Below are 19,966 nucleotides of genomic sequence, written 5' to 3'. Positions count from 1 at the left end.
CGCGCCGAGCGGACAGCGTCCGCCCGGGCACTACGCGTCGGTCACCGCTGCCCCGCCTTCCGCGCCGCCATCCGCACACGCCCGATCAGCGCGCAATACACGATCGCCGCCGCCAGCGTGGTATGGCCGCTGAACATCACCAGCCCAAGTCCCCAGCCCTGCCAGCCGACGAGAACGCCGAGCGCGAGCATCAGCGCGGCAGCGCCGGCGATGCGCAGCCCGCGCACCGGGCCGCGCGGCAGCGAGCGGCCGATCACCTCGTGCTGCTGGCGGCGCGTGGCCAGCGCCAGCGCAACGAAGCCGGCGAGGCACAGAGCGAAGGCGAGCGCGTGCATCATTCCGCGGCCTCGCCGGACGCCACCGCGACCGGCGCGCGCCGGCCGGCCTTGCGCCCGGTTTGAACGCCCGCGGGTTGCCGCGCCGCGCGCATCGCCAGCACGGCGTGCAAAGCCGCCAGCGCCCAGCACATCAGCTCGACGCCGGCGAACACCCAGTCGCCCTCGGCCAGGCTGCGCCACAGCGGCCGCTGCGTGGTCAGCGCGTTGAGCACCGGCAGCAGCGCCAGCAGCGCCGTGGCCGCCCACAATTGCTCGATCCAGGCCGCCTTTGCCGGCCGCAGCAGGGCGTGCAGCAGCGTCAGCGCCCACACCGCGAAGAACAGATGGACCTCGAGCTGCGCCCGCGCCTCCAGCGGATGCGGCAGCAGCCTGTTGCCCCACAGATACGCCGTCATCGCGATCGACAGCCCGGCGATGCTGGCGATGTTGAGCCGCTCGACGAGGCGGAAGCCGAAATACGGCCGCTCCGGATCGGGCAGCCTGGCGCGCCGCTTGACGATCCACATCACCAGCCCGGTGCCGACCATCGCGGTGCCCATCAGGCTGACGATGAAGTACAGCCAGCGCGTTTCGATGTCGCTGAAGCGGCCGAGATGCAGCGCATAGAGCACGCCGCGCGTCTCCGCCGCCGCGCCGAAGCTGTCGTGCACCGCCAGCAATTTGCCGGTGACGCCGTCGAATTCCATATACTGCGGACTCATCGACACGCGACCGACGTCGCCGCGCGTCACCGCCACGCGCGCCGCCGCGTCGCCCGCATGGGTGGCGTTGACGCGCCCGACATGGTCGCTGCCCCAGCGCTGCTGCGCCTGCCGCACCATGTCCTCGATCGAGGCCAGCGGCGCCTTCTCGCCGCTCGGCTTGCCGGGCGGGAGGAACGCACTGAGTTGCGCCGTCAATTGCTGGCGCTCGGCCGGGGTCTTGAACGCCGCACGGTCGCCCCACGGCATGTACAGCGCCATCAGCGTCACCAGCCCGGTATAGGTGATCATCAGATGGAACGGCAGCCCGAACACCGACAGCGCATTGTGCGCGTCGAGCCACGAGCGCTGTCCCTTGCCCCAGCGGAAGGTGAAGAAGTCGGTGAAGATCTTCTTGTGGGTGATGACGCCGGCGATGATCGCGACCAGCATGAACATCGCGGCGATGCCGGCGAGCCACCGGCCCCACAGCGGCGGCATGTAGTAGAACTGGAAGTGGAAGCGATAGAAGAAGTCGCCGCCGAGCGTGCCGCGCGCCGCGATCTTGTGCCCGGTGGCCGGATCGAAATGGCCGTCGTCGAAGCCGCGCTGACCCGGGCCACGCGCCGACGTGCGCCAGAACGCATAGACGCTGTTGTGGCGCGCGTCGGGGAGCTGCAGGCTCCATTGCGTGGTGCCGGGCGCGATCACGCCGATTTCGTCGGCGACGCGCTTGGCGACCGCCGCCTGATCCGGAAGCTGCACCAGGCGCGGCGCCTCGGGCCGCATCCATTGCGACAGCTCGTCCTTGAAGTACGACACCGTGCCGGTGAGGAACATCGCATACAGCACCCAGCCGAGCAGCAGCCCGGCCCAGGTGTGCAGGCCCGACATGCTCTGCCGGATGCCCCGGCCCGCCACGCGCTGATCGTTGTCCGGCTTCACGCGCGGTCCTTGTTCGTCAGGAGACAGACCACGCCAGCGGCGCCAGCGTCGCGGCGACGATGAGAAGCCCGATCCAGGCTTTCAGCGCGCTGCGCACCGCGAACACCCAGATCACCGCGCCGGTGTAGATCGCGAAGCTGGCGAGCTGGCCGGTGAGCACCGCCTGCGGCCTGCTGATCGGCAGCGCCAGCACGGCGACGCTGAACAGCGCCGCCAGCGCGTAGCCGCCGAGCAAGGCTGCGACGATCCGCGAGACGATCGGGCCGGTGGTCCGCGCCCGCCGCAGCAGCGCTGTCATTTCGGCGCGGCCGGCGTCGCCGCCGGGCCCGCGGGGATCGGCGGCAGGCCGTCGGCCTTCACATAGGTCAGCGTGGTAGCGTAGCTGACGGCGTCGTATTTCTCACCCGCCCGCTCGCCCGGCGTGCGATCGGCGTAGCTGACCTCGGCGACATAGACGCCCTGCCACGGCATCTCGAAATTGACGAGGCCCTGCGCGTCGGTGTGGGCTTCCTTGGACCAGCCGGATTGCGTCGTCAGCGTCACCTTGGCCTTCGGCTTCGGCTGCCCCTTGAAGACGAGTTTGAATTCCCCGGTCTTGCCGGTCGGCACCAGGTCGAGCGCGAGCTTCGGCTCGAGCGCGGCGAAGCCGGTGATCAGCCGCGCGGCCGGGTGAAACCAGTTGCGGACCTCCTTGTCCTGCTGCTTCCAGGTGTAGAGCGGGTAGTTCGCATCCTCGGCGACGATGCCCTCGCCCGCCTTGGCGGCGAACGGCAGCGTGAAGCCGGTCGCGGTCTTGGCGGCGTCGACGGTCTGCTCGCCCTTGGCGGAGACCAGCGTCGCGGTCGGCTTGCTGAACTTGTCGAGCAATCCGGGCGAGGCTTCGCGCAGATTGTCGCCGAACTCGCCGAAGCGGACGATCGCATTCTGCCCGTCGGCCTGCTCGATCCAGATCTGGTGCGCCTGCGCGGAATTCATCGCGCCGAGCAGGGCCAGCATCGCGAAAGAGAGCTTGTTCATGTCAGATACCTTCGGGTTTCATTGCATCGCTCGACCAAATCCAACGCATCCTCGCCTCTCGGCGGAAATGCACATCGCTCGGCGCGGCGCCGGTGAGCGACTTGGGCACCGCTTGTCCGCATGTCGTCCCCGCGCAGGCGGGGACCCATACGCCGCAGCCTCTCGGTTGAACTCCGGCAGCAGAGACCTTCCTTCGGTCGAGAAGCCAGGGGGTATGGGTCCCCGCCTGCGCGGGGACGACGCGTTGTTGCCTCCGCTCAGAAATCGAACGCGGCGGAGAGGATGTAGGTGCGCGGCGCGCCGACGGTGACGTAGGTGCCGGTGGTCAGCCAGTAGTTCTCGCCGGTGACGTTCTCGATATTGGCGCGGAACGTGACGGGCTTGCCGGTGAGCGCCGTCGTGGTGTAGCGCGCGCCGATGTCGAGCCGGGTCCAGTCCGGGAACTTCACCGTGTTGGCGGTCGTGAGATAGGAGCTGCCGGTGTAGATCACGCGGCCGTTGAGCGCGAGACCCTGCACCCACGGCGTATCCCAGTCGAGGCTCGCCGAGAACGTCTTGTCCGGCACGCCGGCAGCGTCGTTGCCGCGTTGCGAGGCGATGCTCGGATTGGTCAGCTCGGGCTTGACGAAGGTCGCACTGACCATGCCGCGCAGGTTCGGCAGGATTAGGCCATAGGCGTTCAGCTCGACGCCGCGATTGCGCTGCTCGCCGTCGTACAGCCGCTCGTTAGACGCCGTGGTGATCAGGCTCGGACGGGTGATCTCGAACACCGCTGCGGTGGTGGTGATCAGTCCCCAGTCGACCTTGATGCCGGCTTCCTGCTGCTTCGACTTGTACGGCGCCAGCACCGTGCCGGTGTTAGCAAAGGTGCCGGTGACGATCGTGCCCTGGCTGAGACCTTCGGCGTAGTTGGCGTACAGCGACACGTTGTGCCACGGCTTGACGACGATGCCGGCGAGCGGCGACGTCGCGCTGGCGTCGTAGCCGCTGGTGAGCGCGCCCGTGGTGATGCTGAAGCTGTCCTGCTTGACGTTCTGCTGGCGGACGCCGGCGGTCAGCAGCACGGACTCGTTCAGGAACGACATCGTGTCGACCACCGCCACGCTCTGCAGCGTGGTGTCGGCCGAGTGCTGCGGCGCGGTCCGGGCCGCGGTGATGCTCGGCAGCGGCGACGGATTGTAGATGTTCGACGCCGCCCTGTTGCCGATGATATAGGCGTAGCCGTATTCCTGCTGATAGCCGGAGTAGACGAAGTTCAGCTTGTGGCCGATGAAGCCGGTGTCGAACTGCGAGCGGAAGCCGACATTGCCGCTCACCGTCTTGCTGTAGGAATCGTAATAGTTGTTCTGCACCGTGAAGTTGCCGAGCGCGTCGACCGCCGTCGCCGAGGACGGGAAGGTCTGGTAGTTCGAGCCCTCGCGATAACCGACGCCGGCATAGGCGGTCAGCCAGTCGGTCAGGTCGTATTCCGCCGCGGTGGCGACGGTGTTGTCCTTCTGCCGCAGCTTCGTGCCGGGGTACCAGTTGCTGCGCGCGTCCGGCGCCGCCGGAATGACGTTGCCGATCGACGACAGGCTGACCTGCGGACGGAAATTGTCGGTGTCGTCGTTCTGCGAGAACGCGTCGAGCGTCCAGCGGAAGCGCTCACCGCGATAGTCGATCGCCAGCGCGCCGAGACCGCTGCGGAAATTGCCGTCGTCGATCGAGGCCTCGCCATTGCGGCCGACGCCGTTGAAACGGACGCCCCACTCCTTGTTGGCGCCGAAGCGCCGGCTGGTCTCCAGATGCAGGCCGTAACTGGCCGCGCTCATGAAGAACGGCGTCAGCCGCGCAAAATCGGTCTCCGTGGCGCGCTTGGTGACGACGTTGATGCCGCCGCCGATGCTGTTGCCGGGCGCGATGCCGTTGATCAATGCACCGGGCCCCTTGAGCAGCTCGATCCGCTCGATGATCTGCGCCGGCACGCGCTGCGACGAAGCGAGGCCATACAACCCGTTGAGACCGACGTCGGTGGCGGCGACGGGGAAGCCGCGGATCTGGAAGGTGTCGTCGAAGCCGTTTGCACCGGTCGTGGTGCGCACCGAGGAATCGTTGATCAGCGTGTCGGCGGCGGTGCGCGCCTGTTGGTTCTCGATCAGTTGCGAGGTGAAGTTCACCACCGAGAACGGCGTGTTCATCGCGCTGGTGGAGCCGAGCAGGCCGAGCGTGCCGCCCTGCGCCACCTGCCCGCCCGCATAGGCCGGCGCCGGCGCGCCGATCGCGCGCGTGGTGCCCATGGTCGGCGGCGCCACCGGGGCCGGCGGCCGCTCGGCGGTCTGTCGCGGCGTCACCCGCGCAGCGCGCGGCGCAGCGGCGCGCTGCGGCGTAACGCGAGTGGCGCGTGCGCGCTGTTGCGGCGCATCGACCGACACCGGCGGCAGCACCCGCGGTTCCGTGCTCTGTGCGCGGCCTTCCGAGATCCCCGCACCAGTCAGGCACATCGACACGACGCTCGTCGCCACGCCGACACACCAACGATTCTTGCTGTTCTTGAAGTAACTCACCTGACGCCCCCAGTTCACGTAGTCGATCCGTGACTAGGGGAATGAGGATGGTGAGACAATCGATGCGATTTAGAATGACTTTACGCTTGCGCGCTGCTGCGCCGTGAACCGCAGAACTTAGAACGAATCCAGTCGAGTCTCGGCGACGCGCGGACGTCGCGGCCGCGACGGATCGCTTCAACGAAATGTTAGCAAATGCGTGGGTCGGCGAGGCGTCATCGCCGTTTGCACAGGCCGGACGAATCCGGGAACTCACTGTCCACGAGATTAGAAAATGTCCAGCATTGCGCGCTTGCCGACACGGGACGAACGGTAACTCGCGTAAAGCGAGGTGACGTTGTGACGCGGGAGGGGTTTTATTTCGGCGCCTCGGCGAGCGCGCCGAGAATCCGCACCCAGGAGCGGATGCCCTTCTGGAAGCTGCGCAGATCGTACTTCTCGTTGGGCGAATGGATGTTGTCGTCGTCGAGTCCGAAGCCGACCAGCAGCGTGTCGACGCCGAGCGTGCGCTTGAAATCCGCCACGATGGGAATCGACGCGCCGGAGCCGATCAGCAGCGCGTCCTTGCCCCATTCCTGCGTCAGCGCCTGCTTCGCCGCCGCCAGCGGCTTCATGGTCCAGTCGAGCGCGATCGCCGGCGCGTTGGAGTGATCGAGGAACTCGGCGCTGCAATCCGCCGGCAGCCGCGCGGTGACGTAGGCGCGGAACGCATCGCGGATCTTCGCCGGGTCCTGCCCTTCGACGATCCGGAACGAGACCTTCGCCGAGGCCTCCGCGGCGATCACCGTCTTGGAGCCCTCGCCGGTGTAGCCGCCGACGATGCCGTTGATGTCGCAGGTCGGCCGCGACGAGATCTGTTCGATCAGCAGCCTGTCGTCCTCGCCGGCCGGCAGCGACAGCCCGATCGGCTTGAGGAACGTCTCGGCCGTCAGCCCCAGCCCCTTCCACTGTTCGAGGATCTCCGGCGGCAGATCCTTCACGCCGTCGTAGAAGCCCGGAATGGTGATGCGGCCGTGCTCGTCGTGCAGCCCGCCGAGAATCCGCGTCAGCACTCGGATCGGATTCTGCGCGCCGCCGCCATAGATGCCGGAATGCAGGTCGCGGTTGGCGGCCTTGATCTTCACCTCTTCGTAGACGAGGCCGCGCAGCGCGGTGGTGATCGCCGGCGTATTCGGGTCCCACATCCCGGTGTCGCAGACCAGCGCGAAATCGGCGGCGAGATCGTTCTTGTTGGCCTCGAGGAACGCCACGAAATTCTTCGAGCCGACTTCTTCTTCACCTTCGATCACGATGGTGAGGTCGATCGGCAATTCGCCGGTCGCGGCCTTCCAGGCGCGGCAGGCCTCGACGAAGGTCGAGAGCTGGCCCTTGTCGTCCTGCGCGCCGCGCGCCACGATGATCTTGCGGCCGTCGGCATGTTCGGCGATCGCCGGCTCGAACGGCGGCCGGTGCCACAGCTCCAGCGGGTCGACCGGCTGCACGTCGTAGTGCCCGTAGAACAGCGCGTGCGGCCGCGCGCCGGTGTTGCCTTTAGCCTTGGCGACGATCGCCGGATGCCCCGCGGTCGGCCGCACCTCGGCGTCGAAGCCGAGCGAGGCGATGTCGGCGCACAGATGCTCGGCCGCCGCCTTGCAGTCCGCGGCGTAAGCCGGATCGGCCGAGATCGACTTGATCCGCAGCAGCGCGAACAGCCGCGCCAGCGCGGCCTCGAAATCGGCATCGGCGCGCGCGAGCGCGGCCTGGGTCTGCGAAGCGACGGACATGGTGGCTTTTCCTTGCGTGTCTCGCGCGACAGGCGAGCGACATCGGGCACGTGGTATCAACGACTCGTGCCCGGGCTGGTCCCGGGCACGGCGGATCATAGGGCAATTGCCCGGCTTATGAAGCCGTCTGACTGCAGCACACGCCTGCAGTCAAGCAGGTGGCCTCACCGCCGCAGCATGCCGCCGAGCGTGCCGCGCACGATCGAGCGGCCGACCGAGCCGCCCATCGCGCCGCCGACCTTCTTGCCGAGCTGCGCGGCGATGCCGCCGACCACCGTGGTGGCGACGGTGCGGGCGACGTTGCGCGCCACGACTTGACCCGTCGTGAGCTTGCCGCGCGGCGTATTGGTGCCGAACACGGTGGAGACCAGGCTGCCGAGCTGGCCGAACAGCCCGCCTTCCGCCGGCGCGGCCTCGGCGCCGGCGGCCGTGCCGTCCAACCGGTCGCGCAGCTTCTCGTAGGCGGATTCGGAATCGATCGCGGTGTCGTAGCGGCCCTTCATCGGGCTCGCCTTGATGATCGCGGCGCGCTCCTCCGGCGTGATCGTGCCGATCCGCGCCGACGGCGGGCGGATCATCACCCGCTCGACCATCGCCGGCGTGCCGTTGCCTTCGAGGAACGACACCAGCGCCTCGCCCTTGCCGAGCTCGGTGATCGCCTTCGTCGTATCGAGCTTCGGATTGGGCCGGAACGTTTCCGCCGCCGCCGCCACCGCCTTCTGGTCGCGCGGCGTGAACGCGCGCAGCGCGTGCTGCACGCGATTGCCGAGCTGCGCCAGCACGCGGTCCGGCACGTCGACCGGATTCTGCGTCACGAAGTAGACGCCGACGCCCTTGGAGCGGATTAGTCGCACGACCTGTTCAATTTTATCCATCAGTGATTTCGGCGCGTCGTTAAACAACAAATGCGCCTCGTCGAAGAAGAACACCAGCTTCGGCTTGTCGGGATCGCCGAGTTCGGGCAGTTCCTCGAACAGCTCGGACAGCATCCACAGCAGGAACGTCGCATACAACCGCGGATTGGTCATGAGCTTGTCGGCGACCAGGATGTTGACCAGGCCGCGGCCATGATTGTCGGTGCGGATGAAATCCTTGAGCTGCAGCGCGGGCTCGCCGAAGAAGCTGGCGCCGCCCTGATTTTCCAGCACCAGCAATTGCCGCTGGATGGTGCCGACGGTCTGCTTGGTGACGTTGCCGAGCGACGCCGCGGCCTGGCGGATGTCGGCATTGACGTCGCCGTTCTCGGCGACCTTGGCGGTGATCGGCGCGATCGCATCGAGCATCGCGCGCAGGTCCTTCATGTCGACCAGCGGCAGGCCCATGTCGTCGGCGACGCGGAACGCGACGTTGAGCACGCCCTCCTGCACGTCGTTGAGATCGAGCATCCGCGACAGCAGCAGCGGCCCCATCTCCGAGACGGTGGCGCGCACCGGATGGCCCTGCTCGCCGAACACGTCCCAGAACACCGTGCTGAATTGATCCGGCTGGAAGGCGAGTCCCATCGCCTTGGCGCGCTTCAAAATAAAGTCCTTGGCCTCGCCCACTTCGGCGATGCCGGACAGATCGCCCTTGATGTCGGCGGCGAACACCGGCACGCCGGCGCGCGCGAAGCCCTCGGCCATCACCTGCAGCGACACCGTCTTGCCGGTGCCGGTGGCGCCAGTGACGAGGCCGTGGCGATTGGCGAGGCCGAGCGTCAGCCAGGCCGGCTGCTCGCCCTTGCCGATGAAGATCCTGCCATCGGTATCGTCGCTACCGGTCTCGCTCGCCGTCATCGTGCCGTTTCCCCGCGCGCAGATCAAGAGAGCCGTCGGCGGCTCATTGCGCTGCATATCCTGCATATCGATGAGAACTGTTCAACGACCAATCATTGCCGACCGGCGGCCGCAACGTCGCGCGTGGCGATGCGGCGCGCAAATCGCTCCGACCTTAATCTGTTGTAAGGGGCCGCTCGGGCAACACCCCGTGCAATGTTGCAACACTCGCGAATCGAATCCGGCGGAACAGCGGCTTCTCGCGCGGGCGTTGCTTGTTTTTCGGAACGTGGAAGATCAGGATGACACGACAAGTACAATCCGGCGGACAACCGGCGGCGGGGGCGTAATGGACGAGTTGATTGAACGGCTGGCCGACAAGGCCGGCCTCGAGAAAGCTGTTGCCGGAAAGAGCGTCGGCATCATCCTCGGCTTTCTCCGCAGCGAGGGTCCGCAAGAGCCCGTCCAGGCCCTGATCGACACCATCCCCGGCGCCGAAGACGCGATCGCCACCGCCAATGAATCGCGCGGCGGCCTCGGCCGGCTGATGGGCGCGAATCTTATGGGCGGCGGCGTGATGGCGATGGGCGCGCGGCTGATGGGCCTCGGCCTCGGCATCGGCGACATCAAGAAGCTGGCGCACGAGCTGTTTCACATCGGCCGCGAAAAGATCGGAGCCGATCGGATGAAGACCATCATTGCCGAGACGCCGGGCCTTCGCCAATTCACCTGAACATCGCATTTCGCACGCGTAGTCCCGAGTATCATGACATATCCCATCACCCAGATTGACGGCATCACAGTCGCCGCCGCCGGCAAGCTGAAATCCGCCGGCATCCGCACCACCGAAGCGCTGCTCGAAGCCGCCCGCACCATGCGCGGCCGCAAGGCGCTCGCCGCAAAAACAGGAATCAGCGAACAGCAATTGCTGGAATGGGCCAACATCGCCGACTGCATGCGCATCCCCGGCATGGGCAAAGCCAAAGCCGAACTGCTGCGCGCCGCCGGCGTCAACACCCTGCGCGAATTCACCCACCGCAACCCGGCACGGCTGGCGCAGAACATGAAAGAAGCCAACCTCAAACGCAAACTCGTCCGCGCGCTGCCGTCGGAGAAAGAGGTCGGGCAGTTGATCGAGGAGGCGCGGAAGCTGCCGCTGAAGATTAGTTATTGAGGGGGTTGCACGGACTGCCCTTGAAGCAATCGCAACGTCTAGTCGCGCTGGCTATTGCGATCAGTTACGGGTTTTGCCGCCTCGACCAGGCGCTCGCGCTCAACCGAGGGAGTAAGGCTGACTGCAATTCCCACTTTCTCGCTGACTTCACCCGCCAAATCGGCCGACTGTAAGATTAGAAGCGCAGAATGCGCAGTCGTTTCATCTTCGGCGTCGTCTCTCCCAAGGATGGTGCCGATAGACTTGATCGTCCGCTCCGCTTTCGAACGGCTAGCTTCGAGAGAAATGAACTTCGTGAGAATGTCAGGGCCAAGCTTTGCAGCAAGCTGAAGAACATCGGGCCGCAATTGCGCAGTATCGATTGAGATGTGATGATCAAACATCTGGTTGCAATTGATGTTGTCATAGAAAATTTCCTCAAGTGATTGTTCAAACCTACTAAGACAATCAATCAACAATCCAGCTGCAAGCAACTGGTCTTGTCGAATCCCAGAAGTGTGCTGCCTCCTACTCTCACGTGAGGTGGATTTAGCGGCATTGGCGGCCCATAGACTGGTGGCAATCGTGACGACGAACCCTACTGCTTGGCCGCCCGTCAATCCAATATGGGTTAAGAGAACAGATAGATCACTCAATATCGCACTCTTCCAAATGGGCATTTCTTAAAGCGCCGACAGATCACTCGGCACCTCCCCAAATGCCTTGATCAGCACCGCACCCTGAAACTCGCCGATCGACGGATCACCCGTCCGGCTGACGCCACCGCGCCGTCATTCTCATCCAACCGCGAAAGCGCCTTCGCCCTGCGGATCGCCCCGCTCGCACCCTCCACTCCGCCAGCTCCCCCGCCACGACGCCGTCGTCCGACGCCCAAAACGGCAGCGCGACGTAGTAGGTGACATCGGCCATTGAGGTGCTCTCCGGGCTTGACCTTCAATCGCAAACGTTCTCATTATGTTCTTCTAGAGTCAAGCGCGGCTTCAGATTCGGGCTTCCTGTGAGGAGACTCAACTGCGAAGTCGGAGTTAGTAATTCGCAATGACTTTGAAGGAACGCATAAACGCCAGCAAATCGTGATCAAACTAGAGAAGCCCTTTCGTAGAGAGCGCCAACTCTTATGGTATCTGCATAATGTCCATTCATGTTGAGCGAACGGGCGGCCCTCCTGATCTGCCAAGCTCATTGTCGCGTTTCGTGGTCCACTACCTTGGCGGACGATCGCTTGACGACCAGAAAGAGGAAGAAGCCAAACTCGGAAAATTCCCAGACTTTGCCTGCTATCGCGATCTCGTGCTCATCGAGATGAAACACCTCGAGGACGAGCAGAACGAAAGGATCAACGAAGCTTACAAGAGCCGCGTTCCTGCCGACGAAAAACCGATGCACTTCGGGACTAGGCGCATCGACTTGAGCGCGTTCAACAATGGGAAAGAGATCGCATCAGTCATTCTCAGCAAGCTTGCGAGAACCATCGAGACACATCTCCGAAAAGCCAATCAGCAATTCGAAGATTATCGAAAGCGCAATCCTCGTAAGAACTCGCTTTCCATTTGCATACTCCTCAATTCAAAGATCGATGAATTCAGCCCGGACGTTGTAATGTATGCCGTGCATCGCAAGATGCAGCCAAATGAGTCAGGAATCCGATTTCCGCATATCGACGCAATCCTCTACTTCTCTGAAAAGCATGTCCAACGGCTTCCTGACGGACGCCTCGCTTTTGCCATTGTGCAAGTTGTCGGCGTTCCTGCCGAAAGGCAGCGCTGGAAAAGGGAGGTGATCGAGCACCTAATGCAGCGCTGGTCCGAATTTCGAACGGGCAGTACCGCAGTAATTGGCAACCCCGATCAATTCGTCAGCATCGAGGACGTTCCACCCACCATGAAGCGTCATGAAGCGTGGAAGCTAGACTACCGACGTAATCCTTACTTGCGTAGCAAGACGAACCAGCAACTCAAAGTCCACTTTCATCGATGTATCGGCCGAAATTCGCTCACGCTTCTAATAGGTGCCTGGGCCAAACCACCGCAAGAAGAGGCTATGGACCATATGAGAGATTTCGGAGACGCTGTAGAAGAGATCAATCACCGCGGTATCGACCTCCGACAGTTGGATTCACGCGATCTAACCATGGAAGAACGTGCGACCGCCTATTCCGGCCTACCCAAAGAACTCATCGACATTCTCTCGGGCAAAATTCCGTAGTTGTGCATGCAAGACGGCTTGGGCACTTCTAGCGCTTAGCCAGTCTCAACTCCGCTTCGATAGCCGCTGCTGGGTCTGGGGAGACTACAGAAATGGTCCCGATATCTTTCGGAAGATCGGCGCGGTAGAATCCTCAAAGAGCCTGATCCGATCTTCGGAAAAGATCGCGCTCGATCGAACCGCTGCAGGGTTAGCAAACCGGACAGCATCCCCCGCTTGACTCCCCGCCGCTTCCCGCGCAAAGCGCTGGCATGAGCGCAGTGCCGCAAACCCCAACGACACAGGCCGAACCCACCGGCGCCGCCGCGTTGCGCGCGCTGCTCGCGCGCCCGGTGCCCGCGGTGATGGGCATTCTCAACGTCACCCCCGATTCCTTCTCCGACGGCGGCGACTTTCTCAGCCCGGAGCGCGCCCGCGCGCACGCCGCGGCGATGATCGAACAGGGCGCCGACATCATCGACATCGGCGCCGAGAGCACCCGCCCCTACGGGTCGACGCCGGTCTCGGCCGACGAGGAGCGGCGGCGGCTGGCGCCGGTGCTGGCGGCGGTCGCAGCACTCGGCGCGCCGGTGTCGATCGACAGCATGAAGGCCGAGGTGGTGGCGTGGGCGCTCGACCATGGCGCTAGCATCGCCAACGACGTCTGGGGGCTGCAGCGCGATCCGCAGATGGCTCGCGTCGTCGCCGCGCGCGGCGCGCCGGTGATCGTGATGCATAATCGCGACGCCGCTGATCCCGCGATCGACATCGTCGATGATATCAACGCCTTCTTCGCGCGCTCGCTCGACATCGCCGCCCGCGCCGGCATCGCGCGTGCAAACATCGTGCTCGATCCCGGCATCGGCTTCGGCAAGACGCCGCAGCAGAGCATGATCACGCTGGCGCGGCTCGACGCCTTCGCGCATTTCGGCCTGCCCGTGCTGGTCGGCGCCTCGCGCAAGCGCTTCATCAGCACGGTGTCGCCGTCGGAACCGAAGCAGCGGCTCGGCGGTTCGATCGCCGCGCATCTGATCGCCGTGCACAACGGCGCGCGCATCATCCGCGCCCACGACGTCGCCGAAACCGCGCAGGCGCTGCGAGTCGCCCACGCCATCACGACCAGCAGCAAGGACTTGCCATGACCGACACCATCTTCATCACCGGCCTGGTGCTGCATGCGCGGCACGGCGTGATGGATCACGAGACCGAAGTCGGCCAGCGCTTCGTCATCGACCTCGAACTCGCCGCCGACCTCACCGAATCCTCGCGCACCGACCGCCTGTCCGACACCGTGTCCTATTCCAACGTGGTGGCCTGCGCCACCGCCGCCTTCAAGGACGCCAACTACAAACTGCTCGAACGCGCCGCCGGCGCGGTCGCCGATGCGATCCTCACCGCGTTCGACAAGATCACCGCGGTGAAGATCACCGTGCACAAGCCGCATGCGCCGATCGCCGCGATCTTCGACGACGTCGGCGTGATCATCACGCGGCAGCGGCAGCCCTCGCATGGCTGAGGCACTGATCGCGCTCGGCGGCAATGTCGGCGACGTCCGCGCGACGTTCGACAAGGCGATCGCCAATATCTGCGGCATGACGCAGGGCGAACTCCTCGCGCGCTCGTCGGACTACGCGACGCCGCCCTGGGGCGACGAGCAGCAAGAGCGCTTCGTCAATTCCTGCGTGGCGATCGACACCGCGCTCGATCCGCACGCGCTGTTATTTACGCTGCACAAGATCGAGAAGCGCTTCGGCCGCGACCGCGCCAGCGAACGACGCTGGGGTCCGCGCACGCTCGACCTCGACCTGCTGAGCTACGACGATGCGGTGATCAATCAGCCCGGCCTGACGCTGCCGCATCCGCGGCTGTTCGAGCGCGCCTTCGTGCTGGTGCCGCTGCTCGAGATCCGGCCGGACGGAGTGATCGGCGGACGCTCGCTGCAAGACGCCCTCGCCGGCCTCTCCACGGCCGGGATCGAGCGGCTGCCGGACCGCGTCTGAGCGGTTTTGCGCTGCCGCGGGTTTGTCACCGGTTTGCCGCAAGCGTTTTCTCGTTCCTTTGGCCCGAAACAACCGTTTGGCAGGACGGGCCGGGCGTGGCATTTTCCGGCCAAATCAAATTTGTACCGGGAGCCGGATTTCCAAAATGTCGTCTGCAATCAAGGACCTGCCGCTCGCCGCCGATTTCGCTCCGGCCGGCTATGACGACTGGCGCAAGCTGGCCCTCGGCGTGCTGAAGGGCGCGCCGTTCGAGAAACTGGTCGGCAAGACCGCCGACGGGATCCCCCTCGGTCCGATTTATCCGCGCGCGATCAATGCCTTACCCATCGCCGGCCGCGCCCTCGGCGCGCCCTGGCAGATCATCCAGCGGGTCGACCATCCGGACGCTGCCGAGGCCAACAGGCAGGCGCTGCACGATCTCGAAAACGGCGCCACCGGCCTCGCGCTGGTGTTCGCCGGCAGCCTCGGCGCGCGCGGCTTCGGCCTGCCGCCGACGAAGGACGCGATCGAAAAAGCGCTGCAGGACGTGCATTTGGACGCCGGTATCGGCATCGAACTGCAGTTCGCGCCGCAGTCCTGCGACGTCGTTCGCCACCTCGTCGAACTGATCGCGCGCCGCGGCACCGACCCGGCCGCCTGCGACATCCGCTTCGGCATCGACCCGCTCGGCGCCCGCGCCGTGCAGGGATCGAGCGCCACCGACTGGAGCGAGATCGCGCGCGGCATCGCCGAAGTTGCAAGAAACCTCTGTGCCGCAGGCTTCAAAGGCCCGTTCCTCGCCGCCGACGGCCGCGTGATCCACGACGCCGGCGGCTCGGAAGCGCAGGAACTGGCGTTCGTCCTCGCCTGCGCAATCGCGTATCTGCGCGCGCTGGAAGCCGCCGGCGTACCGCTCGACCAGGCGCGCGGCATGATCTATGCGCGACTCAGCGCCGACGCCGACCAGTTCCTGACGCTGGCGAAATTCCGCGCGCTGCGCGTGCTGTGGGCGCGCATCGAACAGAGCTGCAGCCTCGCGCCGAAGCCGCTGTTCGTCGCGGCCGAAACCGCGTGGCGGATGCTGACCCAGCGCGATCCCTCGGTGAACATGCTGCGCGCCACGGTCGCGACCTTCTCGGCCGCGCTCGGCGGCGCCAATTCGCTCGCGGTGCTGCCGCACACGCTGGCGCTCGGCCTGCCCGACGCATTGGCGCGCCGCATCGCCCGCAACACCCAATTGGTGCTGCTCGAAGAGTCCAATCTCGAAAAGGTCGCCGATCCCGCCGCAGGATCGGGCGGCATCGAGGCGCTGACTCACGAACTCTGCGAAGCCGCGTGGACGCAATTTCAGGAGATCGAACAGGCCGGCGGCGTGTTCGCCGCGCTCGGCGCCAACGCGATCCAGCCCAAGGTCGCGGCGACCCGCGCCGCGCGCGACAAGGCCATCGCCAAGCGCCGCGACGTGCTGACCGGCGCCAGCGAATTCCCCAATCTGCACGAGGCCCGCGCCGCCGTGCTCGACGCCGAGCCGGTCGCGATCCCCGCTCACGAAGCCAAAATCAGCTTCGCGCCGCTCGCGCCGATGCGGATCGCGACGCCGTTCGAAACGCTGCGCGACAAGTCCGACGCCGTGCTGGCGCGCAAGGCGGCGCGGCCCAAGGTGTTCCTCGCCAACCTCGGCAGCGCGGCGGATTTCACCGCGCGCGCGACGTTCGCGAAGAGCTTCTTCGAGACCGGCGGCATCGAGGCGATCGACACCGAGGGCTTCACCGATGCCGCGGCGCTGGCGTCGGCGTTCAAGGCCTCGGGCGCGGCGTTCGCCTGCCTGTGCTCGTCGGACAAGGCCTATGCGGCCCACGCCGCCGCGGCCGCGCAGGCGCTGCGCGACGCCGGCTGCGCGCGGATCTATCTGGCTGGCCGGCCGGCCCAGTTGGAAGCGAGCCTGCGCGAGTCCGGCGTGCAGGAGTTCATCTTCGCGGGCAGCGACGCGCTGGCGCTGCTGAACGACGCCTGGCAACGCATCGAGGCGGCATGACCGCGACCGGGAAAACGACGCTCACCGGCGGCTGCCAATGCGGCGCGATCCGCTACGCGCTGTCGGCCCCGCCGCTGCGGATTACGCTGTGCCACTGCCGGATGTGCCAGAAGGCCACCGGCGCGCCGTTCGCATCGATGGCCGAAGTGGCGCGCGAGCATTTCGCCTGGACCCGCGGCAGGCCGGCGTCGTTCCGCTCGTCGTCGCTGGCGGAGCGCGATTTCTGCAAGGCCTGCGGCACGCCGCTGAGCTATCGCCAGAACGAGGGCGCCAGCATCGAGATCATGACCGGAACCTTCGACCGCCCCGACCGCGTGGTTCCGACCGTGCAACTCGGCGCCGAATCCCGGCTCGGCTGGGTCGGCGCGATCGCGAACCTGCCAAGCAAGACGACGTTGCAGATCTACGGCCAAGAGAAGCTGTCGCAGGTGTTCAGCTATCAGCAGCCGGATCACGATTGAGCCTCGAATGACGCGCATGGCGGGCCGTGCTATAAGAACGCCTCAGCGGCCGATCGAATTGAGTAGATTGCGATCTATCCGAGGTCATCATGATAGGCGTGCTCTGGGATCTGATCACTTGGTGGTTTTGGGACAAGTGGACCGCGAGCCTGTCGAAGGATCATCGAGACGATCCCACCTACAAAAAGAATGTTCGGGACTTGATCGAACGACATCGGGAATTTGAGAAGACAAAATGAGCAAGATTCCGAACTTCGCCGAGATCGCGTTCCAGCCCACCGCCGCTCCTGCGCCCGCAGGCGAGGCCCAGCCGTGGCTGACGCCCGAGGGCATTCTGGTCAAGCCGGGCTACACCGAGGCCGATCTCGACGGCATCGATTTCCTCGAGACCTGGCCCGGCCTCGCGCCGTTCCTGCGCGGCCCCTACCCGACCATGTATGTCAACCAGCCCTGGACGATCCGGCAATATGCCGGCTTCTCGACCGCGGAAGATTCCAACGCTTTCTATCGCCGCAACCTCGCCGCGGGGCAAAAGGGCCTGTCGGTGGCGTTCGATCTCGCCACCCATCGCGGCTACGACTCGGACCATCCCCGCGTCGCCGGCGACGTCGGCATGGCGGGCGTGGCGATCGACAGTATCTACGACATGCGCACGCTGTTCGCCGGCATCCCGCTCGACCAGATGAGCGTGTCGATGACCATGAACGGCGCGGTGCTGCCGATCCTGGCGCTGTTCGTCGCCGCCGCCGAGGAACAGGGCGTGCCGCCGGAGAAGCTGTCGGGCACCATTCAGAACGACATTCTGAAAGAATTCATGGTGCGCAACACCTACATCTATCCGCCGACGCCGTCGATGCGGGTGATCTCCGACATCTTCGCCTACACCTCGCAGAAGATGCCGAAGTACAACTCCATCTCGATCTCCGGCTATCACATGCAGGAGGCCGGCGCGACGCAGGATCTCGAACTCGCTTATACGCTGGCCGACGGCGTCGAATATCTGCGCGCCGGCATCGCCGCCGGCCTCGATGTCGACAAGTTCGCGCCGCGGCTGTCGTTCTTCTGGGCGATCGGCATGAACTTCTTCATGGAAGTCGCCAAGATGCGCGCGGCGCGGTTGCTGTGGGCCAAGCTGTTGACTCAGTTCAACCCGAAGGACCCGAAGTCGCTCAGCCTGCGCACGCATTGCCAGACCTCCGGCTGGTCGCTGACCGCGCAGGACGTCTACAACAACGTGATGCGCACCACGATCGAGGCGATGGCGGCGACGCAGGGCCACACCCAGTCGCTGCACACCAACGCGCTCGACGAAGCGCTGGCGCTGCCGACCGATTTCTCCGCACGGATCGCGCGCAACACGCAGTTGTTCCTGCAGCAGGAAAGCGGCACCAATCGGATCATCGATCCGTGGGGCGGCTCGTACTACGTCGAGCGGCTGACCCACGATCTCGCGGTCAAGGCGTGGGGACACATCCAGGAAGTCGAGGCGCTCGGCGGCATGGCCAAGGCGATCGAGGCCGGCGTGCCGAAGCTGCGCATCGAGGAGGCCTCCGCCAAGACCCAGGCGCGGATCGACACCGGCCGGCAATCGGTGATCGGCGTCAACAAGTACAAGCCGGTCGACGAAGCGCCACTCGACGTGCTGAAGGTCGAGAACTCGACCGTGCGCCGGCTGCAGATCGACAAGCTGAAGCGGCTGCGCAGCGACCGCAATCAGGCCGACGTCGACGCAGCACTCGCGGCGCTGACGCGCTCGGCCGCGGACGGCAACGGCAATCTGTTGGCGCTGGCGATCGACGCGGCGCGGGCCAAGGCCACCGTCGGCGAAATCTCCGACGCGCTGGAGAAGGTCTATGGCCGGCATCGCGCCGAGATCCGGTCGATCACCGGCGTCTACAAGCGGGAGGTCGCGAGCATGCCGAACCGGATGGAGAAGGTGCAGGCGCTGATCGACGCGTTCGAGGACGCCGAGGGCCGCCGGCCGCGCATCCTCGTCGCCAAGATCGGCCAGGACGGCCACGACCGCGGCCAGAAGGTGATCGCCTCGGCGTTCGCCGACATCGGCTTCGACGTCGACATCGGACCGCTGTTCGCCACCGCCGACGAGGCCGCACGGCAGGCGGTCGAGAACGACGTCCACATTCTCGGCGTGTCGTCGCTCGCAGCCGCGCATCTCACCGCGGTGCCGGAGCTGAAGGCCGCGCTGAAGAAGCAGGGCCGCGAGGACATCATGATCATCATCGGCGGCGTGGTGCCGCCGCAGGACTACGACGCGCTGATCAAATCCGGCGCCGAGGCGATTTTCCCGCCCGGCACCGTGATCGCCGACGCCGCCGAGGAACTGATCCACAAGCTCAACGCACGGCTCGGTCACGCGAGCCAGGCGGCGGAGTAGCTGCAGGCGCGGCGGCGATGTGCTAGGATAGCGGCATGACCACCGTCGTCGACATGCCGCTGGACACGATCCTCGCGAAGCTGCGCGAGCACTCCGATGCGCTGAGGCGCGAAGGCGTCTCGAAGTTGTTCGTGTTCGGCTCGCGCGCCCGCGGCGACGCGCGACCGGACAGCGACCTCGACGTGCTGGTGGAGGTGTCGCCAGATGCTCGCCTCTCGCTGCTTGATTTGATTGGCGTCGGGCACATCATCGAAGACGCCACCGGACTCAAGGTGCAGGCCACGATGCGCCGCTCTATCCCGCCGGCTTTCGCTGAGCGAATCGGCGATAATCTCGTCGAGGTCTTTTGACGTGCCTCCAAACCTCGGAGATAGACTAACTCACATCGCGACAGCGATTCAGAACATCCGGGACGCGTTGTCCGACCGCAACTTCTCCGATCTGCAGTCCAATCCTGTGTTACTTGCAGCGGTCGAGCGATTCCTCGAAAGGATCAGCGAAGCATCGCGGCACATTCCCGAGGACTTCAAACGCGGCGAACCGACCATCAACTGGCGGCGCCTTGCCGATCTCGGCAATTGGCTTCGCCACGGCTATCACGCAACCGACGCTGGCTTGTTGTGGGAGATGGTCCAGCGCGACCTCGAGCCGCTGCAGCAGTTCGTTACACGCGTCAGCAAGGAAACCGACCGTTGAAC

At 65.4% G+C, this 19,966-nt stretch carries 19 protein-coding genes and 1 pseudogene; 11 read left to right on the top strand and 9 right to left on the bottom strand.

All coding sequences use genetic code 11. The annotated features are described in order from the left end of the window. Nucleotides 1-41 precede the first annotated feature (41 nt). From ACTZWT_RS10025 to ACTZWT_RS09995, 7 genes are all read right to left on the bottom strand, one after another. Nucleotides 42-338, bottom strand: coding sequence for a DUF3325 domain-containing protein (locus ACTZWT_RS10025; protein WP_444769523.1), 297 nt, complete (start codon nucleotides 336-338; stop codon nucleotides 42-44). Further along, nucleotides 335-1,912, bottom strand: coding sequence for a PepSY-associated TM helix domain-containing protein (locus tag ACTZWT_RS10020; protein WP_444769893.1), 1,578 nt, complete (start codon nucleotides 1,910-1,912; stop codon nucleotides 335-337). The genes ACTZWT_RS10025 and ACTZWT_RS10020 overlap by 4 nt, the downstream gene beginning before the upstream one ends. 67 nt (nucleotides 1,913-1,979) lie before the next feature. Further along, nucleotides 1,980-2,261, bottom strand: a complete 282-nt coding sequence (locus tag ACTZWT_RS10015; RefSeq protein ID WP_444769522.1) for a DUF3649 domain-containing protein — start codon at nucleotides 2,259-2,261, stop codon at nucleotides 1,980-1,982. Then, complete coding sequence (locus ACTZWT_RS10010) at nucleotides 2,258-2,980, bottom strand: DUF4198 domain-containing protein (RefSeq protein ID WP_444769521.1); 723 nt, start codon at nucleotides 2,978-2,980, stop codon at nucleotides 2,258-2,260. Before ACTZWT_RS10010 ends, ACTZWT_RS10015 begins: the two co-directional genes overlap by 4 nt. A 257-nt stretch (nucleotides 2,981-3,237) precedes the next feature. Next, nucleotides 3,238-5,523 carry a TonB-dependent siderophore receptor gene (locus ACTZWT_RS10005; protein WP_444769892.1) on the bottom strand — a complete coding sequence of 762 codons (2,286 nt, stop codon included), beginning with the start codon at nucleotides 5,521-5,523 and terminating at the stop codon, nucleotides 3,238-3,240. A gap of 356 nt (nucleotides 5,524-5,879) precedes the next feature. Beyond that, the gene (locus ACTZWT_RS10000) at nucleotides 5,880-7,286 is read right to left on the bottom strand and encodes a M20/M25/M40 family metallo-hydrolase (protein ID WP_444769520.1); all 1,407 of its coding nucleotides are present in this window, start codon (nucleotides 7,284-7,286) and stop codon (nucleotides 5,880-5,882) included. Between the two features lie 164 nt (nucleotides 7,287-7,450). Further along, nucleotides 7,451-9,061, bottom strand: coding sequence for a helicase HerA-like domain-containing protein (locus tag ACTZWT_RS09995; RefSeq protein ID WP_444769519.1), 1,611 nt, complete (start codon nucleotides 9,059-9,061; stop codon nucleotides 7,451-7,453). A gap of 328 nt (nucleotides 9,062-9,389) precedes the next feature. Between ACTZWT_RS09995 and ACTZWT_RS09990 the strand changes: the two genes are divergently transcribed. Further along, complete coding sequence (locus ACTZWT_RS09990) at nucleotides 9,390-9,773, top strand: DUF2267 domain-containing protein (protein ID WP_444769891.1); 384 nt, start codon at nucleotides 9,390-9,392, stop codon at nucleotides 9,771-9,773. A 33-nt stretch (nucleotides 9,774-9,806) separates the two neighbouring features. Next, nucleotides 9,807-10,214, top strand: a complete 408-nt coding sequence (locus ACTZWT_RS09985) for a DUF4332 domain-containing protein (RefSeq protein ID WP_444769518.1) — start codon at nucleotides 9,807-9,809, stop codon at nucleotides 10,212-10,214. Nucleotides 10,215-10,252: 38 nt separating this feature from the next. On the opposite strand, the gene ACTZWT_RS09980 is transcribed toward ACTZWT_RS09985, so the two are convergent. Together ACTZWT_RS09980 and ACTZWT_RS09975 are read right to left on the bottom strand one after the other, a co-directional pair. Then, nucleotides 10,253-10,849 carry a hypothetical protein gene (locus tag ACTZWT_RS09980; protein WP_444769517.1) on the bottom strand — a complete coding sequence of 199 codons (597 nt, stop codon included), beginning with the start codon at nucleotides 10,847-10,849 and terminating at the stop codon, nucleotides 10,253-10,255. Nucleotides 10,850-10,876: 27 nt separating this feature from the next. Then, a pseudogene (locus ACTZWT_RS09975) lies at nucleotides 10,877-11,123 on the bottom strand (hypothetical protein). Nucleotides 11,124-11,345: 222 nt separating this feature from the next. Between ACTZWT_RS09975 and ACTZWT_RS09970 the strand changes: the two are divergent. The 9 genes from ACTZWT_RS09970 (at nucleotide 11,346) to ACTZWT_RS09930 (ending at nucleotide 19,964) form a co-directional block, all read left to right on the top strand. Beyond that, nucleotides 11,346-12,419 carry a hypothetical protein gene (locus ACTZWT_RS09970; protein WP_444769516.1) on the top strand — a complete coding sequence of 358 codons (1,074 nt, stop codon included), beginning with the start codon at nucleotides 11,346-11,348 and terminating at the stop codon, nucleotides 12,417-12,419. 251 nt (nucleotides 12,420-12,670) lie between these two features. Next, the gene (folP, locus tag ACTZWT_RS09965) at nucleotides 12,671-13,540 is read left to right on the top strand and encodes a dihydropteroate synthase (protein WP_444769515.1); all 870 of its coding nucleotides are present in this window, start codon (nucleotides 12,671-12,673) and stop codon (nucleotides 13,538-13,540) included. After that, entirely contained in the window at nucleotides 13,537-13,914 is a 378-nt protein-coding gene (gene folB / locus ACTZWT_RS09960; protein WP_444769514.1) for a dihydroneopterin aldolase, read from the top strand. The genes folP and folB overlap by 4 nt, the downstream gene beginning before the upstream one ends. Beyond that, complete coding sequence (folK, locus tag ACTZWT_RS09955; protein ID WP_444769513.1) at nucleotides 13,907-14,398, top strand: 2-amino-4-hydroxy-6-hydroxymethyldihydropteridine diphosphokinase; 492 nt, start codon at nucleotides 13,907-13,909, stop codon at nucleotides 14,396-14,398. The genes folB and folK overlap by 8 nt, the downstream gene beginning before the upstream one ends. Before the next feature lie 145 nt (nucleotides 14,399-14,543). Next, nucleotides 14,544-16,412: a methylmalonyl-CoA mutase family protein gene (locus ACTZWT_RS09950; RefSeq protein ID WP_444769512.1), complete on the top strand. Its 1,869-nt coding sequence runs from the start codon at nucleotides 14,544-14,546 to the stop codon at nucleotides 16,410-16,412. Then, a complete protein-coding gene (locus ACTZWT_RS09945; protein WP_444769511.1) occupies nucleotides 16,409-16,873 on the top strand; it encodes a GFA family protein in 465 nt (154 codons plus the stop codon). Before ACTZWT_RS09950 ends, ACTZWT_RS09945 begins: the two co-directional genes overlap by 4 nt. Nucleotides 16,874-17,108: 235 nt before the next feature. After that, nucleotides 17,109-19,268: a methylmalonyl-CoA mutase gene (scpA, locus tag ACTZWT_RS09940; RefSeq protein ID WP_444769510.1), complete on the top strand. Its 2,160-nt coding sequence runs from the start codon at nucleotides 17,109-17,111 to the stop codon at nucleotides 19,266-19,268. Nucleotides 19,269-19,303: 35 nt separating this feature from the next. Next, nucleotides 19,304-19,618, top strand: coding sequence for a nucleotidyltransferase family protein (locus tag ACTZWT_RS09935; RefSeq protein WP_444769509.1), 315 nt, complete (start codon nucleotides 19,304-19,306; stop codon nucleotides 19,616-19,618). 67 nt (nucleotides 19,619-19,685) lie between these two features. Continuing rightward, the gene (locus ACTZWT_RS09930) at nucleotides 19,686-19,964 is read left to right on the top strand and encodes a HepT-like ribonuclease domain-containing protein (RefSeq protein ID WP_444769508.1); all 279 of its coding nucleotides are present in this window, start codon (nucleotides 19,686-19,688) and stop codon (nucleotides 19,962-19,964) included. Nucleotides 19,965-19,966: the final 2 nt, after the last annotated feature.

The sequence above is a fragment of the Rhodopseudomonas sp. NSM genome (assembly GCF_052445935.1).
Taxonomy (GTDB): domain Bacteria; phylum Pseudomonadota; class Alphaproteobacteria; order Rhizobiales; family Xanthobacteraceae; genus Rhodopseudomonas.
The sequence above is the reverse complement of the archived record's forward strand: the minus strand, read 5'-3'. Positions and strand labels throughout refer to the sequence as shown.

Bases quoted from the DNA above. Each gene is read 5' to 3' on its own strand.
- ACTZWT_RS10025 (WP_444769523.1), bottom strand. From the start codon at position 338: ATGATGCACGCGCTCGCCTTCGCTCTGTGCCTCGCCGGCTTCGTTGCG.
- ACTZWT_RS10020 (WP_444769893.1), bottom strand. From the start codon at position 1,912: ATGTCGGGCCTGCACACCTGGGCCGGGCTGCTGCTCGGCTGGGTGCTG.
- ACTZWT_RS10015 (WP_444769522.1), bottom strand. From the start codon at position 2,261: ATGACAGCGCTGCTGCGGCGGGCGCGGACCACCGGCCCGATCGTCTCG.
- ACTZWT_RS10010 (WP_444769521.1), bottom strand. From the start codon at position 2,980: ATGAACAAGCTCTCTTTCGCGATGCTGGCCCTGCTCGGCGCGATGAAT.
- ACTZWT_RS10000 (WP_444769520.1), bottom strand. From the start codon at position 7,286: ATGTCCGTCGCTTCGCAGACCCAGGCCGCGCTCGCGCGCGCCGATGCC.
- ACTZWT_RS09995 (WP_444769519.1), bottom strand. From the start codon at position 9,061: ATGACGGCGAGCGAGACCGGTAGCGACGATACCGATGGCAGGATCTTC.
- ACTZWT_RS09990 (WP_444769891.1), top strand. From the start codon at position 9,390: ATGGACGAGTTGATTGAACGGCTGGCCGACAAGGCCGGCCTCGAGAAA.
- ACTZWT_RS09985 (WP_444769518.1), top strand. From the start codon at position 9,807: ATGACATATCCCATCACCCAGATTGACGGCATCACAGTCGCCGCCGCC.
- ACTZWT_RS09970 (WP_444769516.1), top strand. From the start codon at position 11,346: ATGTCCATTCATGTTGAGCGAACGGGCGGCCCTCCTGATCTGCCAAGC.
- folP (WP_444769515.1), top strand. From the start codon at position 12,671: ATGAGCGCAGTGCCGCAAACCCCAACGACACAGGCCGAACCCACCGGC.
- folB (WP_444769514.1), top strand. From the start codon at position 13,537: ATGACCGACACCATCTTCATCACCGGCCTGGTGCTGCATGCGCGGCAC.
- folK (WP_444769513.1), top strand. From the start codon at position 13,907: ATGGCTGAGGCACTGATCGCGCTCGGCGGCAATGTCGGCGACGTCCGC.
- ACTZWT_RS09950 (WP_444769512.1), top strand. From the start codon at position 14,544: ATGTCGTCTGCAATCAAGGACCTGCCGCTCGCCGCCGATTTCGCTCCG.
- ACTZWT_RS09945 (WP_444769511.1), top strand. From the start codon at position 16,409: ATGACCGCGACCGGGAAAACGACGCTCACCGGCGGCTGCCAATGCGGC.
- scpA (WP_444769510.1), top strand. From the start codon at position 17,109: ATGAGCAAGATTCCGAACTTCGCCGAGATCGCGTTCCAGCCCACCGCC.
- ACTZWT_RS09935 (WP_444769509.1), top strand. From the start codon at position 19,304: ATGACCACCGTCGTCGACATGCCGCTGGACACGATCCTCGCGAAGCTG.